Below are 16,162 nucleotides of genomic sequence, written 5' to 3'. Positions count from 1 at the left end.
CTTATTATTCATTCGAATTATAATCTCCTATTCTATAATTTAGAGTATCTAAATTATAGGAGGTCCAAAGATTGAAAAAAAAGCTGCTTGCACCCGTATTGTTGTCATCCGCCTTATTGGCGGGTTCGATCCCGGTAAATGTTTTTGCCCAGCCGGCAGATTCGGCAAAGGTCCATCATCGAGAAGCTTCCAATGAGTGGAATGAAAAAGCAAATGTTCCTTTATTTGTGAAAGAGCGATTTGTAGAGAAATTCTCTTCCAGCTCTCCCTCCAATGCATTAACATATTTAAAGAAGCACCAGGATAAAACAGGTATCAAAAACCCTGATAAAAATCTGAAAGTGAAAGATGTACAAAAGGATGACCTCGGTATGACTCACGTCCGTTTTAATCAGACAATCAATGGTGTGGCTGTAGAAGGATCCGAAGTAATTGTTCATTATAATGAGAATAATGAAGTAGTAACCGTTAATGGAAGAGTAAATCAGGCAATTGCCGATAATGCTGTGAACACGGCAGTTACCTTAAGCAGTGAAGCTGCAATCAAAGAAGCATTATCCGCTGTCAGCGCACCATCAGAACTTACATATGAGCCAGCATCGGAGCTTGTTGTCTATCCATTTGAAGGGAAAAATCATACTGCTTATAAAGTAAATGTAAACTTCATGGGGGATGAGCCTGGAAACTGGTTTGTGTTTGTAGATGCAAAGACAGGTAATGTTATTGATAAATACAATGGCATAATGCATGCTGAAGAAAATAAAACACAAAAAGGTTTTGGTAAAGGGGTTCATGGGGATCATAGGGAGCTGCATATTACCCGAGCGAAGGAAGAGGGATCAGGAACAAGGTTTGCGTTAGCGGATTACTCTCATGAAAATCTTGATGGGATCTTTACATTTGATTCTAAAAATGATTGGGATTCAAATAATGATGCTCTTTATGTCGGGAATTCCGCTGCATTTATAGGGGATTATGACCGGGCTGCAGTAGATGCACATTACAATTCCGAGAGGGTATATGAGTATTTCTTAAATGAGCATGGCCGCAATTCTCTCGATGGGGAAGGAATGGCTATCAATTCTTATGTTCACATGGGCACAGATTACAATAATGCTTTCTGGAACGGCCGTTATATGGCTTATGGCGATGGGGATGGTGAGTTTTTCATTTCATTATCAGCCGGCCTTGATGTTGCTGCCCACGAAATGACTCATGGAGTAATCACTCATACTGCTAACCTTGCATACCGAAATCAATCTGGAGCCCTTAACGAATCATTTGCTGATGTTTTTGGTGTACTTGTTGATGATGGAGACTGGGAAATGGGCGAGGACATTATGGCGCCTGCTGCTAAAGCTGACGGTGTTACGAGATTGCGCAGCTTAAGCGATCCTAACAGTGTTGTCGTAAGTAATCCGCAAAGAGCAGCATATGGCAGCGGAGTCTATCCGGCTCATATGGATGAATATTACGACATGCCATTAAATGTCGATAATGGCGGAGTCCATGTGAATTCTTCCATAACAAACCATGCAGCGTACCTGATTGGACAGGAACTTGGCAGGGAGAAGCTGGGAAAAATTTATTACCGTGCTTTGACTGTTTATTTAACCTCTAATTCTGATTTTAGCGATGCACGTCAGGCTATTGTTCAGGCTGCCATTGATCTTTATGGGGAAGGCAGCGGAGAAGAAGCTGCAGTTAATGCTGGATTTAATGCGGTGGGAATATACTAAGTAAATATTAAGGGAGTCAGGCATTACTCAGTTGAGTAATGCCTGTTTTATTTACTCTGTTTTGAAAGAGGGCCATGAGCTCATTCGTTCTTTCCAATATACTTAAGAGAGTATATATGCGTTTTTGTTAAATTAATGACTTCTTGGATAAATTCCTCCTGAGATACTACAAATCCCTGTTGAATCCAATTTTGAAGGAGTCCGTAAAAGCCATAAGCTGTATAGCGTTTAAAGTAGTCCATATTGACCGGGATATTGTTAATTGTCTCGAATACAAATTGTTCCTTATAGATTTTTAGAATTGTTTGTGGAAAGTGTGTATGTAATCCCGGTAAAGTGTCTTCATAATTAATGAGTTCAAAAAAATTCCGGTTTTTGTATATAAAAGAAACGATATTAAAAGATGGAGCATTAAGCTTGGCTGTATAGACTTTGTTTCCTGGTATATATGGCTCGCCCACCGAAGTAAGCAGCCCTTGAAGCATCGAAATTCTTAGATCTTCAGCTAAATCAATTTTATCCTCATAATGGATATAAAATGTACTCCGATTATAGGAAGCATATTCAACAATGTTTTTTACTGTAACGGAATGGTAGCCTTTTTCTTTTATGAGATCAATTAAAGCTTGCTTTAAATGTTCCTTTGTTCGGTTTTGCCGTTGAGATGCTGTACTTTGCTCAGTATTCATAATAAAACCTCCCCAAAATAGACAGATTGTACATAAATGTCTATCCAGTAGACACTTAATCATATCTTATTGATTGTTTAAAGTGTACAAAGGAGTACAATTAAATTGTAAGCAATATCAGACAAAATTATCATTTGTGTCTGGCTAAAATTTTAACATTAGGAGGATGTAAAATGGCAAAATTACAAGACAAAGTCGCTGTAATTACCGGTGGAGCATCCGGTATAGGGTCGGCAACAGCCCGTTTATTTGCTTCAGAAGGTGCCAAAGTGGTTATAGTCGATTTAAATGAGGAAAGAGGAAAGGCTTTTGAGGCAGAATTGAAAGCGCTTAACTTCGCTGCTCTATTTATTAAAGCTAATATTACGAATGAAGAAGAGGTAGAAAATATCTTTAAGCAAACTGCCGAATCATTTGGGAAAGTGGATATTGTCTTTAACAATGCTGGAATTGGACGTGTTCACCCTTCCCATGATTTAGAATACTCGGAATGGCGCCAAACCGTAAATGTTGATTTGGATGGTGTCTTCTTAGTAGCACGTGAATCGATTCGAGAAATGCTGAAAACAGGCGGCGGTACGATTGTGAATACTGCATCTATGTATGGTTTCGTAGGATCTCCGGGTTCAGCCGCCTATAATGCCGCGAAAGGCGGAGTGATTAACTTAACCCGCTCACTTGCACTTGAATACGCAGAACAAAATATTCGCATCAACGCTTTATGCCCTGGATTTATTGATACGCCAATTATTCCGGAAGAAAGCAAGCAGGCTTTAGTTGCTGCTACTCCAGTAAAGCGACTTGGCAAAGCAGAAGAAATGGCAAAAGCAGTATTATTCTTGGCTTCTGATGATTCTTCATTCATGACTGGAAGCAGCTTAACGGTAGATGGCGGCTATACGGCTCAATAAATCATGAACAATTTACTGGTTTGATTTATAAAACTCCCTGTGTACTTCTGAGAGAAGAGGAACATTAAGACTAAATATCTTTAAGTAAAGATATCTTAGTTGAAAGTAAAAATAAGAGATTTAAATGAGCCCAAAAATGTATAAACAAAACGAGGAGGTTATTACTATGAACAATCGATTTGACAGCAAAGTAATTTTAATAACTGGTGCAGGATCAGGTTTGGGTCAAGCCTCTGCCATACAAGTAGCAAAAGAAGGAGCAAAACTTTCACTGGTAGATTTAAATGGGGCTTCATTAGAAGAAACCAAAAATAAAGTGCTGGAAGCTGCACCAAATACTGAAATGATTCTGATCACAGCAAATGTGGCAGACGAAAAAGCTGCAGAAAATTATGTGAATGAAACAGTGAAATATTTCGGTAAGATTGATGGCTTCTTCAATAACGCAGGAATCGAAGGAAAGCAAAACCTGACAGAGGATTTTGGCATTGATGAATTCCAAAAGGTAGTTAGCGTCAATTTAAACGGTGTTTTTTACGGTTTGAAGCATGTATTGAAGGTGATGAGAGAACAAGGCTTTGGTTCTATCGTTAACACTGCTTCTGTTGGAGGTATTCGCGGGGTAGGCAGCCAATCTGGGTATGCAGCCAGCAAACATGGAGTTGTTGGGTTAACAAGAAACTCCGCAATTGAGTATGGCCAATACGGAATCAGCATCAAAGCTATTGCACCAGGAGCCATTATGACACCGATGGTCGAAGGTTCATTAAAACAAATAGATCCGGAAAACTGGGAAGATGCAGGGAAACAATTTGTCGAGCCAAACCCGATGAAACGTTTCGGTAAACCAGAAGAAGTGGGGTATTTGGTGGCTTTCCTTCTATCTGAACAAGCTAGCTTTATTAACGCAGCAGTTATTCCAATTGATGGGGGACAATCTTATAAATACTAAGCATATGTGAATAGCACAATTAATTTCTATAACTGATTATTCATATCCAAAAAGTACAGAAAAACTTGCTGTATTATCTGTGCCAGGAGGAATATATATAGATAGCAAAACAAGTGCTGGGGGCAAGTGGGGAAAAATAAAGAATTAAAAAAGACATCTGTCTATGCTGTAATTGTTTTTTACAGCATGGATGGCATGTCTTTATTCTATGAATAGTGAGAGATTTTTTAATTTGAGGTATTATTAATTTAAAGTTAACAAACAAAAGGAGCAGATCACATTGGCAATTAATAAAATTTCACCAAAGGAATTATATGAAAAAATGAAGAAAGAGAAGGTCACCTTATTAGATGTACGAGCAGAGGAAAAATACAAAGCGTATCATTTAGAAGGTTCTAATATCGAAAGTTTAAGTATACCAAAAACACACATCTTAAATCACACTTTCGAAGCCGGAACTAATTCATTGCCAAAGGGGAAAGAAATTATTGTAGCATGCACAACAGGGAATTCTGCGGCCAGGTGTGCAGCCATCTTATCTGAAAAAGAATATAATGCTATTGTTTTAGAAGGCGGAATTACAGCCTGGAAGGAGTTTATTAAAAATAAATAAATATTAAAGCTATTGACTTAAAATAAAATTAGGTGCTATAGTCTATTTAAATTCAAAAAATTCCGGCGATTACTGCAGGAAGTTACAGCCTAGAGGTGTGTTTTGTGGTTAGATTAAAGGATATTGCGGAGTATGTTGGCGTTTCTATTTCTACTGTTTCCAGAGTTATTCAGAATGACCAGACACGGAATGTAAACCAGGAAACGAGAAATAAAATCTGGCAGGCTGTCAAAGAGCTGGGGTATACACCTAATCAGCATGCAAGAAATCTGGTTAGCAACAGACAAAATAAAAGTGATGCCAGGACAATGAAAATTGGCTGGGTTGCCAATCCTACTCAGGCTGAAATAAATCCATACTTTTCTAATATCTATACTGGTATTCGTGATACTTTAACAGAAAATGATTATACATTAATAAGTATTACGAAGGATGAGATTGAAAATGAAGCACTTCTTCTCAAGACAATTCATGATCTCGGGATTGAAGGACTGCTGCTGATCGACAGTATTGATGAGAGCTTAATTGATTACATTCAGAAAACGATTCCTGTTGTGGGACTTGACTTCTACTATTCCGATAAAGATATTGCCATTATAGATTATAACCGTGTAGCCGCATTGGAAAAAGTTGTCCAGCATTTAGTGAATCTGGGTCATCGTGATATTGGGTTTATCGGCGGAGGAATAAATGAAGCCTTCCAGGACTTAAATGAAGAATTACGATTTAAAGGTTATCAATCTGCTATGAAAGAAGCAGACCTTTCTATTCGAGATGAATGGGTTATTAATACCAGATGGAAAATGGAAAACAGTTATGAGGGAATGAACCAGCTCCTTAAAAGCAGTTCTGGAGACTTGCCGACAGCTATGGTTTGTGCAAGTGATTTAATGGCTCTGGCTGCAATGAGAGCAGTTATAGAAAATCAGCTGAGAATCCCCGAAGATATTGCTTTCTTTGGAGTGGATAATATTGAAATGGGGAAATATTCATCACCGCCGCTTTCAACAGTAGAAATCCCCAAATATGAAATGGGAAAAATGGCCGCGAAAACTATTATGGAAATGGTAGAGGAAAAAGTAGTTCTGCCAATCAAAATTATTTTACCATTTGAGTTAGTTATTCGCGAATCATCTTCTAAAAAACGGACCTAAGCGGTTCTTTTTTTAAAAACGTTTGGAAAACGTTTGGATAAATTAAGGAAAATATCCGGATTTATTTGGCTCAATAGAGAGGAGAAATTAACATGAAGACAATGACAGCGCTCCTTATAGGAGCTGGAGACAGAGGGGCGAGAGCATATGCACCATATGCGCTGGATTATCCCCATGAATTAAAGATTGTTGCTGTTGCAGAACCGAATATGGAAAGGAGAGGGAGAATACAGAAAGAACATCAACTTCCAAATGAAAATTGCTATGAATCATGGGAAGAGATCTCACAGCTGGACAAACAGATTGCTGATATTGCCATTATCTGCACCCTGGATAGAAATCACTTCAAAGTGACGATGAGAGCTTTAGAGCAAGGGTATCATGTCCTCCTGGAAAAACCAATGTCACCAGACCCCTTAGAGTGTATATTAATGGAACAGCAAGCAAAAACATATAACCGGCAGCTGACCATATGCCATGTGCTCAGGTATACCGACTTTTGGAAAGCTATTAAAAGGGTAATTTCCAGAGGGGAGATCGGTGATGTTGTATCTCTTCAATTAAATGAAAATGTTGAAGTTATGCATATGTCACACAGCTTTGTAAGAGGTAATTGGAATAACAAAGAAAAATCAAGTCCAATGATCCTCCAGAAGTCCTGTCATGACATGGATATCATTTCATATGTACTGGGAAAACCATGTAAAAGACTAAGTTCGTATGGATCCCTGATGCATTTTAAAGCGGAAAATGCCCCGGAAGGAGCCCCGCTGCGATGCTTGGATGGATGTCCTGCCGAGCTTGAGTGTCCATTCCATGCAGGACGGTATTATCTCGGTGAAGGAAGAGGCTGGGCAAAAAAATTCACAGAAGACTATACAAACGAAGGCATAATTGAAGCCTTGAATAAAACCCCTTATGGAAAGTGTGTATATCGTTCAGATAATAATGTCGTCGACCATCAGGTTGTCAATATGGAATTTGAGGGAGGAGCAACTGCTGCCTTCAGCATGTGCGGTTTTACAAGAGAACAAACTCGAATCGTTCAAATAATGGGAACCAAAGGTGAAATCCGTGGAAACATGGAAGAAAATAAAATCTCAATTTTTGATTTCCTAACCAGCCAGGAAAAAGTGATTCATTTCGATCAGCCAGTAGGCGGGCATGGCGGTGGAGACCGCGGAATTATGAGACTTTTCCTGGAAGAAGTCCGGAACGGTAATAAAGAGGACAGTGTTTCTTCTGTTTCCGCATCTGTAAGAAGTCATCTAATGGCATTTGCGGCGGAAGAGTCACGGTTAAACCAGGGTCAATCTATCAATATAGATGAATATTATCATAGTTTAATTGGGAATATTCAAGTTTAAAAGTTTGCAAACACAGCTCTTTAAGCAGTGTTGCAATATATTTGACCAGTTAAGATTATATCTTAATGCAGAAACCTGAGTGTTTGGAAAACGTTATCCAAGGAGGTGGTAAACGCTATAAATAACTTATCGTCTATAACATTTTTATTCATCTAGAGATAAACCCCTTATGTTTTGAGTTAGGTAAACAAAAAACTTTAGGAAAGAAGGGAAATGAGATGAAGAAATGGATCATCATGCTATTAACCGTTGTATTAGGTGTGATTGGCCTATCAGGCTGCAGTGATAGTGATGCAGCATCCGGCGGAGATAAAGATGGCAAGGTTGAGATAACGTATGGATTCTGGGATAAAAAGCAGGTTCCTGCGATTGAAGAAATTATTAAGTTATTTAATGAAAAATATCCTGACATTCAAGTGAAAACAGAAATCACACCTTATGGCCAATACTTTCAAAAGCTCGAAACAGCGGCAACGGGCGGAGCTTTGCCAGATGTTTTATGGATGAATGGTGCACACGTTGTTCAGTATGCAGAAGGGAAGGTCATTCTTCCATTAAGTGAAATGGCGGAAAAGGACAACTATAGCTTAGATAATTATCCGGAATCATTGATTGATCTGTACACGGTAGATGGAGATATTTATGGAATTCCAAAAGATTACGATACAACTGGGCTATGGTATAACAAGAAAATCTTTGATGAAGCCGGAGTATCCTACCCGGATGAAACATGGGATTGGGAAAAATTGAAGGAAGCTTCGAAAGAGCTGACTGACAAAGAAAAAGGAATTTGGGGCTATGCGGCATTAATGGGCAATCAAGGCGGATATTATGATTTCATCTGGCAGAATGGCGGCTATATCATTTCTGAGGATGGCAAGTCCGCAGGGTTCGACAAACCTGAAGCAATCGAGGCGTTAGAATACAATGTCAGCTTTATAAAAGAAGGACTCTCTCCAACTCAAGCGCAGATGACCGAAACGGCTGCTTCTGAATTATTCTCATCTGGAAAGATAGCGATGATGTTCGATGGTCCTTGGATGGTTCCTGAATATAAGAAAAATCCCGATTTAGATGTAGCGGTGGTTCCACAAGGGAAAAAACGTGCCGTTTCTATTCACGGGCTTTCCAATGTAATATCTTCGAATACAAAACATCAAGAAGAAGCTTGGAAGTTTGTTCAATTCCTTGGTTCTAAAGAAGCAGCAGAAGTCTTTGCCAAAACGGGAACCGTCATTCCGGCATTTAATGGTACACAGGATGCATGGAAAGAATCAGTTCCTGATTTAAACCTTCAGGCATTTATTGATGGAGCCGAATATTCAGTTCCTCTTCCAAGTGTGGAAAACACCGGGGAAATCTGGCAGTACGAAACAGATGTACTTAAAAAAGCCTGGAGTGAGGAAATAAGTATTGAAGAAGCAGCAGAAGAACTGACAAAGAAAGCAAATGAGGCATTGTCCAAGTAATTAGTAATTGAAGAGAAGGATTTTGCTATTCTTCTCTTTCATTTATTTAAGGAGGGATGACTTTGAAGGAGGTACCTCTTCAGACAGAAGTAAAACCAGCCAGAAGGATAAAAGTTTCGAGTCTCGCCAAAACAAGGAAGCGTTCAGACTATTTTTGGGCGTATCTTATGATTGCACCTACAATGCTGGGACTGTTTATTTTTTATCTGTGGCCCATTGTTCAGAATTTTTACTTTAGCTTCACCGAATGGGGTGCATTTGGACAGTATGAGTGGACAGGATTAGACAATTATAAGAGATTGCTTGAGGATGCAGCTCTCCTGCAAGCATTTAAAAACACAAGCATCTATATCATTTTTACCGTGCCGATTGGAATTTTCCTGTCTATTATTGTGGCTGTTCTTTTAAATCAGAATATAAAAGGTAAATCTATTTACCGGACTTTGTATTTTTTACCAGTCATCACTATGCCTGCTGCCATTGCGATGGTCTGGAAATGGCTGTATAACGCAGACTACGGGATGTTTAATTATTTATTATCCTTGGTCGGAATCGAAGGGCCGCAGTGGGTAAGTGATCCCAAAATTGCTTTATATTCGATAATTGCGGTAGCGATTTGGAGCGGTATTGGCTACAATATGGTCATTTTCCTTTCAGGGCTGCAAGGCATTCCAAAGATGTATTATGAGGCAGCAGAAATAGATGGGGCAGGTCCTGTCACTGTGTTTTTTAAAATTACACTGCCGCTGCTTTCACCGGTTATTTTCTTTGTGTCCATTATGTCACTTATTGGTGCTTTTCAAGTATTCGATTTGATTTTCATGATGATTGGGAAAAGCAGCACTGCGCTTGAAAGTACACAGTCTATCGTCTATTTGTTCTATCAGCATGCATTTGTATTAAATGATAAAGGATATGCTGCGGCTATTTCCGTCCTTTTATTAGCGGTTATTTTAATAATTACAGCCATCCAGATGGTTCTTCAGAAAAAGTGGGTTCATTATGATTAAAGGGAGTGATGCCGATGGACAGAGCGCTTAAGCTTATTACAAGTAGAACATTCCTTTTCCATTTCATCCTGATTATTGGGGCTGCAGCAATGGTTCTGCCTTTCTTATGGATGATCCTTACTTCGTTAAAGACGTATGCTGAATCGATTCAAGTACCCCCGGTTTTGATTCCCGAAGATTTTCAGTGGGGAAATTATAAAGAGGTATTTGGACTCCTGCCCTTTTTCAAATTTATGTACAATACCGTAATTATTACAGTTCTTCGGACAGCCGGCCAATTGTTCCTATGTTCATTAGCTGCATATGCCTTTGCCAGAATTGAATTTCCGGGGAGAAACATTCTATTTTTGTTAGCGCTTACTGTATTAATGGTGCCTGGGCAAGTTTTCCTGTTGCCCCAATATATGATTATGGTGAAAATAGGCTGGCTCAATTCCCTGCAGGCAGTCATTGTACCAGGTTTGTTCAGTGCGTTTGGCACGTTTCTGTTGCGGCAGTTTTTCATGGGACTGCCCAAAGAATTGGAGGAGGCAGCAAGACTTGATGGATGCAACCATTTTCAAATTTATTGGAAGGTGATGCTCCCGCTTGCAAAGCCGGGTTTAATCGCTCTTGGGATCTTTACAACACTCTGGAGCTGGAATGAATTGATGTGGCCGATGATTGTCAATAGTTCACCTGAGTCTATGACTCTATCAGTGGGATTATCCTCACTTCAGGGACAGTTTTTGACCAATTACCCAATTCTCATGGCTGGATCTTTCTTAGCCATTCTGCCAATGCTGATCTTGTTTATCTTCCTTCAGAAGCAGTTTATTGAAGGGATTGCTGTTACGGGAGGAAAATAAAAAGAGAATTATTTTATATTTTTTCACATTCAAAACTCCTCTGTTGTTTGTCTATAAGTATTATTTGAATCAACTTAACCCAACAACCCATCATTAAAAAGTGATTATTAGAGGCGGGCAATAGATTATTAGCTAATTTCAGACTTTTGTCGAAAATGCCCATTAATTGATGCGATATAAAATGGGTTGTTGGGTTGACACGGTAACTTTAAATGGTATAATTTAATTAAATTTTCAAATTATTAATGTTGCTAAAGCACAAACTGGAGGAAATGGATTCAATGAAACAATTGCAGCACGATAGTATTATCCCGCTTTACCATCAGCTTAAAGAGATATTAAAGGATTCGGTTGACAATGGTAATTGGAATACTGGAGACAAAGTTCCTTCTGAAAATCAATTAATGGAAGAGTATGGAGTAAGCAGGAATACAGTAAAAAAAGCGATCGAAGAGCTTGTTCAGGATGGGGTTTTGTATAGAATCCAAGGCAAAGGCACTTTCGTTTCAAAGCCGAAGTTTCAGCAGCCATTAATGGGTTTTTATAGTTTTAGCAAAGTCCTTAAAGAGCATGGAATGAATCCTAAAGACATTATTATAGATATTCGGGAAGTCAAGCCTGGTGCCAAAATTAAAGAAGGGCTGCAAATGAAAAATGACAGCAATGTTATTGAATTAAAACGTTTGAGATGTGCGAATGACGAACCCTTTATTCTGGAATCATCGTTTTTTACAAAAGAGACGGTACCTGATATGACCAAGTTAAATGAAATTGGTTCGATATCACTATATGATTTGCTCGATCAGCAATTTAATGTTGTCGTTACGCGAGCAAAAGAAGCTTTTGAGCCAGTTCTTATCCGGGCTGATGAGAGCAAGTTTCTTCAGACCAAGGAAGGTCTTCCTGCATTACTTTTAGAAAGGACAGCATTTGATAAAGAAGGAAAGCCTGTAGAGTTTTGCCGATCTATTGTCCGCGGTGACCGCTGCCGTTTCTATACTGAACTGACATAATAGGTATTAATGACTCATAGTGTCAAGGCTATGAGTTATAATTTCCTCTAACTTGTACCAACAACCCATCTTCCTGTAGACGGGTTGTAATTATTGAAAACATTCAGAAGGGAGTAGAAATATGACAGCATTAATAGCTGACATCGGCGGTACAAAGATCGCAGCTGCCTTTGTTTCTGATAAGGAAAAGACATTAAAACAGCGAGTACAGGCTGATAGTGTATCAGTTGATGCAAATGCGTTATTTGATTGTATACTTGCCTTGTTTTTTCAAATAATGGAAGCAGAAAAACTAAAACCTGAAGAAATCAGCTTCATTGGATTGGGGATTCCAGGAAAAGTGGATTCAGTTAATGGGCTTGCTGTTTATCAAAATAATCTGCCATGGAGGAATTTTCCCCTTAGAGAAAAGCTCAAGATATTTTTTCCTAATGCAGAAATAGTAATGGATAACGATGTGTATATGGCGGCTTATGGTGAATGGACTGAATGGAAAATGGCAAAGGAGACTTTTGCCTATGTAACGATTAGTACGGGTATTTCCTCATGTCTGCTATCTGAAGGTAAATTTTTGCGCGGAGCAGGAATTGCTGGCGAGATCGGACTCACTCTATTGGAGAATGGGGATGAACTCACAAGCTTAGAGAATCTTGCTTCAGGAACGGCCATTGGAGTAAAAGCGGAGAAAATGTTTAACCCGGGATTAACCGTTGCTGACGTTATGGACCTATATTATCGTGATGACATTCAGGCGTCTGAGATGATTCATAGAGCTGCAAGGTGTATTGCAAGAGGATTACATCAGCTATTTACCATAGTCGATCCACATTTGGTCGTAGTTGGTGGAGGGGTTATTATTAACCAGCCTGAATTCTTTGATCTTATAAAACAGGAACTTAAAAATATAGTGCAAAACCCGCTTCAGGAGGGGATTGAAAAAAGGGTGCATTTAAGCAAGTTAAAAGCGGATGCCGGATTATTTGGATGTCTGTATCGAACTTCGGTAAAAAGGATGGAAAACAGCCCTCTATAAGAAAGTTAATAGATAACATGAATGGAGTGAATTCCTATGGGTTCAGTAAAAAATTTACACGAAGAAGAACTAAAAGGCGCACAGCACACTGTAAAAGAGATTCTTCAACAGCCGGAACTCTGGCTTCAGACAGTTAGTATTATCGAAAAACAAAAAGCGGTCATAAAGGATTTTATCAGTCAAAAGCTAATTGCCAAACAGGCACGGATTATTTTTACTGGAGCAGGTACATCGGCATATGTTGGGGATACGTTAACACCTCATTTAAGAAAAGAACTCCCTTATCAAATTGACACAATTTCGACTACGGATATTGTTGCAAACCCGCTGAATTATTTGAAGCCAGAGGTTCCCACCGTTTTAGTCTCATTTGCCAGAAGTGGAAATAGCCCTGAATCTGTTGCTACCTACAGCTTGGCTAAAAAGCTGATCAACAATGTTAGCCAAATAATCATCACATGCAATCCAGATGGGCAGCTTGCAAAGGAAGCTGGTAAAGACGACAATTCTTTGCTCCTTTTAATGCCGGAAAAAGCAAATGACAAGGGGTTTGCGATGACAAGCTCTTTCAGCTGTATGTACCTTTCTGCTCTCCTTACTTTCCAGCTAGATCGATTCGAGGTGTTAAAGAAAAAAGCAGAAGCTGTTTCCAAAAACGCTGAGAGCATTTTAACCACGAAGTTTGAAACGTTAAAAAGTATTGTCAGCCTCAATAAGAAAAGAGTTGTGTATCTTGGTTCGTCAACTTTAAAAGGCTTGTCGCAGGAGGCGAGCTTAAAGCATCTGGAGCTTACTTCCGGGAAGATACCAACTTTTCACGAATCGGTTCTTGGGTTTAGACATGGCCCGAAGTCACTAGTTGATGACGAAACCCTGATTTTCGTTTTTATTTCCAATGATCCTTATACAAGAAAATACGAGATTGATTTATTGCAAGAGTTAAAGAATGATGGAGGCACTAAAACAGTGGTAGCAATTGCAAATACCATTGATGAAGAAATTGATGAATTATGTGACTACGCTTTTATTATTCCGGAGCAGGAGAATATTCACCTGGAAGACCACCTGATTGCGTTGAATTACTTAATTATCGGACAGTTATTTGCGTTGTTTAACTCCATCCACCTGGGTGTAACACCTGATAATCCCAGTCCAACCGGGATGGTTAATAGGGTTGTTAAAGGAGTTAACATATATAACTTTTAAAAAAAAGAGGGGGAATACAAAGTGCCAAACATTTTATTGACTCGAATTGATAACCGGCTTGTCCATGGTCAGGTAGGTGTTACCTGGGTTAATCACCTTGGGGCTAACCTTATTGTTGTAGCAAATGATGAGGTAGCTGAAGATGAAGTACAGCAAGACTTAATGGAAATGGTAGTCCCTGAAGCAATCGGTGTCCGTTTTTTCTCGATTGAGACAACTGCAGACATTATTCATGATGCATCTGAAGATCAATATATCTTCTTAGTTTCTAAAACTCCTCAGGATGTTCTGAGGCTTGTTGAAGGAGGTGTTCCGATCGACAAAGTGAATATTGGAAATATGCACTATTCTGAAGGGAAGACACAAATTTACTCGACCGTTTCTGTTGATGATGATGACAAAGAAGCATTCCGCAAACTAAAAGAACATGGTGTGAAACTCGAAGTGCGCCGTGTTCCCGATGAAAGGCCAGATGACATTTATAAATTCCTTTAAGGGAAAGGATGGTGTGAAGGATGGATCAGGAAATATTGCTTCAGGCATTGTTGATTGCCATATGGGCTGGCATTGCCGGCATTGACTTGTTTAACGGTTTGTTTCACATTCACCGCCCCATTGTAACTGGAGTCATCGTTGGGTTAATTCTAGGCGATTTGCCTACTGGTGTGATGACCGGGGCTGCAATTGAATTAGTATGGGCAGGAATGGTACCGCTTGCAGGAGCTCAGCCTCCAAACGTTGTAATCGGCGGAATAATTGGTACAGCATTTGCGATTTTAACTGGGCAGGAGCCTCAGGTTGCGATAGGAGTTGCTGTTCCATTTGCCGTTGCAGTCCAGGCTTGTATCACATTAATGTTTACGGCCTTTTCACCTGTCATGCATAAAGCTGACAAATATGCCGAAGAAGCAAATACAAAAGGCATCGACAGGATTAATTACCTGGGAATAGCAACTTTATTCGTTTTCTATTTTGTGGTTGCATTCCTTCCAATCTACTTTGGAGCTGATGCAGCCAAGAGTGTAGTTGAATCACTTCCTGCCTGGATCATTGCAGGTCTCGGTACCGCTGGCGGTATGATGGCAGCCATTGGTTTTGCCATGCTGCTGAAAATTATGCTGAAGAAACAGTATATTGCCTATTTTATAGTTGGATTCATCCTTGTTACTTATTTACAAATGCCGATTATTGCTGTTGCGCTGATCGGTCTGGCAATTGCTATGTATGATTTTTATAAAACATCTGGCGGCCAGGGAGCTGCTATGAGGGGGGCGAGAGGCCGTGGCATCTGAAAATGCAGCGATTGAACCGGAAATTTCTGTTCAGGCAAACAATCCTGAGTTTTATGAAGATTCTTCAGCCGAACAGGTGATTACAAAAAAAGACCTTAACAAAATGGTCTGGCGCTCACTATTGCTTCAGGCATCTTTCAACTATGAAAGAATGCAGGCAGCAGGTTGGCTATACTCTATTCTTCCAGGGCTAAAGAAGATTCACAAAAATAAGCATGACCTTAGTGAATCAATGAAAAGCCATATGGAATTCTTTAATACCCATCCTTTTCTAGTAAACATCATTATGGGAATTGTCCTCGCAATGGAGGAAAGGAAACAAAATCGGAATACCATTCGTGCTATCCGCGTTGCCATGATGGGTCCCCTGGGCGGTATCGGAGATGCTTTGTTTTGGTTAACACTTCTGCCTATTTGTGTTGGTATAGGTGCTTCGCTCGGGGCAGATGGCAATCCAATGGGTGCACTTGTGTTTCTTATTATATTCAATGTCGTTCATTTTGGACTGCGCTTCGGTCTTATGCGATATGGCTATAATGCTGGAACCAATGCCATCAGCTCATTAAAAGAAAACACGAAGAAAGTGTCTCATGCTGCCTCTATCGTTGGCTTGACAGTGGTAGGCGGGCTTATTGCCTCATTTGTGCAGTTAAAGGCAAATCTGGTCATTCATGCAGGCAAAGCTGAAATTGCCCTGCAGGAAGATTTGCTGGATAAGATCATGCCAAACATGCTGCCGTTAGGCTATACCTTATTAATGTATTACTTGCTGAAAAGAGGCTTGTCCCCTGTTATTTTAATCCTGATTACAGTTGTTATTGGCATTATTGGCAAGATACCATTCCCATTCGGCACTATTCTTTAAA

The 16,162-nt window shown here is 39.6% G+C and carries 16 protein-coding genes; 15 read left to right on the top strand and 1 reads right to left on the bottom strand.

Translation table 11 applies throughout. From position 1 onward, the window contains the following. The first annotated feature begins 71 nt into the window (after positions 1–71). Complete coding sequence (locus QUF73_07020; protein ID MDM5225964.1) at positions 72–1,739, top strand: M4 family metallopeptidase; 1,668 nt, start codon at positions 72–74, stop codon at positions 1,737–1,739. Positions 1,740–1,819: 80 nt separating this feature from the next. On the opposite strand, the gene QUF73_07015 is transcribed toward QUF73_07020, so the two are convergent. Then, positions 1,820–2,428 carry a TetR/AcrR family transcriptional regulator gene (locus tag QUF73_07015; GenBank protein ID MDM5225963.1) on the bottom strand — a complete coding sequence of 203 codons (609 nt, stop codon included), beginning with the start codon at positions 2,426–2,428 and terminating at the stop codon, positions 1,820–1,822. Between the two features lie 173 nt (positions 2,429–2,601). Between QUF73_07015 and QUF73_07010 the strand changes: the two genes are divergently transcribed. From QUF73_07010 to QUF73_06945, 14 genes are all read left to right on the top strand, one after another. Next, entirely contained in the window at positions 2,602–3,339 is a 738-nt protein-coding gene (locus QUF73_07010; GenBank protein MDM5225962.1) for an SDR family NAD(P)-dependent oxidoreductase, read from the top strand. A gap of 166 nt (positions 3,340–3,505) precedes the next feature. Further along, a complete protein-coding gene (locus QUF73_07005) occupies positions 3,506–4,291 on the top strand; it encodes an SDR family oxidoreductase (GenBank protein MDM5225961.1) in 786 nt (261 codons plus the stop codon). Positions 4,292–4,571: 280 nt separating this feature from the next. Then, positions 4,572–4,904, top strand: coding sequence for a rhodanese-like domain-containing protein (locus QUF73_07000; GenBank protein ID MDM5225960.1), 333 nt, complete (start codon positions 4,572–4,574; stop codon positions 4,902–4,904). Positions 4,905–5,008: 104 nt separating this feature from the next. Then, complete coding sequence (locus QUF73_06995; protein ID MDM5225959.1) at positions 5,009–6,058, top strand: LacI family DNA-binding transcriptional regulator; 1,050 nt, start codon at positions 5,009–5,011, stop codon at positions 6,056–6,058. Between the two features lie 92 nt (positions 6,059–6,150). After that, complete coding sequence (locus QUF73_06990) at positions 6,151–7,425, top strand: Gfo/Idh/MocA family oxidoreductase (protein MDM5225958.1); 1,275 nt, start codon at positions 6,151–6,153, stop codon at positions 7,423–7,425. A 218-nt stretch (positions 7,426–7,643) separates the two neighbouring features. Continuing rightward, positions 7,644–8,894 (top strand): sugar ABC transporter substrate-binding protein, encoded by a 1,251-nt coding sequence (locus tag QUF73_06985; protein MDM5225957.1) that lies wholly within the window; start codon positions 7,644–7,646, stop codon positions 8,892–8,894. A 107-nt stretch (positions 8,895–9,001) separates the two neighbouring features. After that, complete coding sequence (locus tag QUF73_06980) at positions 9,002–9,904, top strand: sugar ABC transporter permease (protein MDM5225956.1); 903 nt, start codon at positions 9,002–9,004, stop codon at positions 9,902–9,904. 14 nt (positions 9,905–9,918) lie between these two features. Beyond that, complete coding sequence (locus QUF73_06975) at positions 9,919–10,752, top strand: carbohydrate ABC transporter permease (protein ID MDM5225955.1); 834 nt, start codon at positions 9,919–9,921, stop codon at positions 10,750–10,752. A 281-nt stretch (positions 10,753–11,033) separates the two neighbouring features. Further along, complete coding sequence (locus QUF73_06970; protein ID MDM5225954.1) at positions 11,034–11,765, top strand: GntR family transcriptional regulator; 732 nt, start codon at positions 11,034–11,036, stop codon at positions 11,763–11,765. 121 nt (positions 11,766–11,886) lie between these two features. Next, a complete protein-coding gene (locus QUF73_06965) occupies positions 11,887–12,798 on the top strand; it encodes an ROK family protein (GenBank protein MDM5225953.1) in 912 nt (303 codons plus the stop codon). A 36-nt stretch (positions 12,799–12,834) separates the two neighbouring features. After that, entirely contained in the window at positions 12,835–14,004 is a 1,170-nt protein-coding gene (locus QUF73_06960) for an SIS domain-containing protein (protein MDM5225952.1), read from the top strand. A gap of 21 nt (positions 14,005–14,025) precedes the next feature. Further along, on the top strand, positions 14,026–14,499 hold the full coding sequence (gene agaV / locus QUF73_06955) for a PTS N-acetylgalactosamine transporter subunit IIB (GenBank protein MDM5225951.1): 474 nt from the start codon (positions 14,026–14,028) through the stop codon (positions 14,497–14,499). 20 nt (positions 14,500–14,519) lie between these two features. Further along, complete coding sequence (gene agaW, locus QUF73_06950) at positions 14,520–15,296, top strand: PTS N-acetylgalactosamine transporter subunit IIC (GenBank protein ID MDM5225950.1); 777 nt, start codon at positions 14,520–14,522, stop codon at positions 15,294–15,296. After that, on the top strand, positions 15,286–16,161 hold the full coding sequence (locus QUF73_06945; GenBank protein ID MDM5225949.1) for a PTS system mannose/fructose/sorbose family transporter subunit IID: 876 nt from the start codon (positions 15,286–15,288) through the stop codon (positions 16,159–16,161). The genes agaW and QUF73_06945 overlap by 11 nt, the downstream gene beginning before the upstream one ends. Position 16,162: the final 1 nt, after the last annotated feature.

This window comes from Cytobacillus sp. NJ13, assembly GCA_030348385.1.
Lineage (GTDB): Bacteria > Bacillota > Bacilli > Bacillales > Cytobacillaceae > Cytobacillus.
The sequence above is the reverse complement of the archived record's forward strand: the minus strand, read 5'-3'. Positions and strand labels throughout refer to the sequence as shown.

Bases quoted from the DNA above. Each gene is read 5' to 3' on its own strand.
- QUF73_07015 (MDM5225963.1), bottom strand. From the start codon at position 2,428: ATGAATACTGAGCAAAGTACAGCATCTCAACGGCAAAACCGAACAAAG.
- QUF73_07010 (MDM5225962.1), top strand. From the start codon at position 2,602: ATGGCAAAATTACAAGACAAAGTCGCTGTAATTACCGGTGGAGCATCC.
- QUF73_07005 (MDM5225961.1), top strand. From the start codon at position 3,506: ATGAACAATCGATTTGACAGCAAAGTAATTTTAATAACTGGTGCAGGA.
- QUF73_06990 (MDM5225958.1), top strand. From the start codon at position 6,151: ATGAAGACAATGACAGCGCTCCTTATAGGAGCTGGAGACAGAGGGGCG.
- QUF73_06985 (MDM5225957.1), top strand. From the start codon at position 7,644: ATGAAGAAATGGATCATCATGCTATTAACCGTTGTATTAGGTGTGATT.
- QUF73_06975 (MDM5225955.1), top strand. From the start codon at position 9,919: ATGGACAGAGCGCTTAAGCTTATTACAAGTAGAACATTCCTTTTCCAT.
- QUF73_06970 (MDM5225954.1), top strand. From the start codon at position 11,034: ATGAAACAATTGCAGCACGATAGTATTATCCCGCTTTACCATCAGCTT.
- QUF73_06965 (MDM5225953.1), top strand. From the start codon at position 11,887: ATGACAGCATTAATAGCTGACATCGGCGGTACAAAGATCGCAGCTGCC.
- QUF73_06960 (MDM5225952.1), top strand. From the start codon at position 12,835: ATGGGTTCAGTAAAAAATTTACACGAAGAAGAACTAAAAGGCGCACAG.
- agaW (MDM5225950.1), top strand. From the start codon at position 14,520: ATGGATCAGGAAATATTGCTTCAGGCATTGTTGATTGCCATATGGGCT.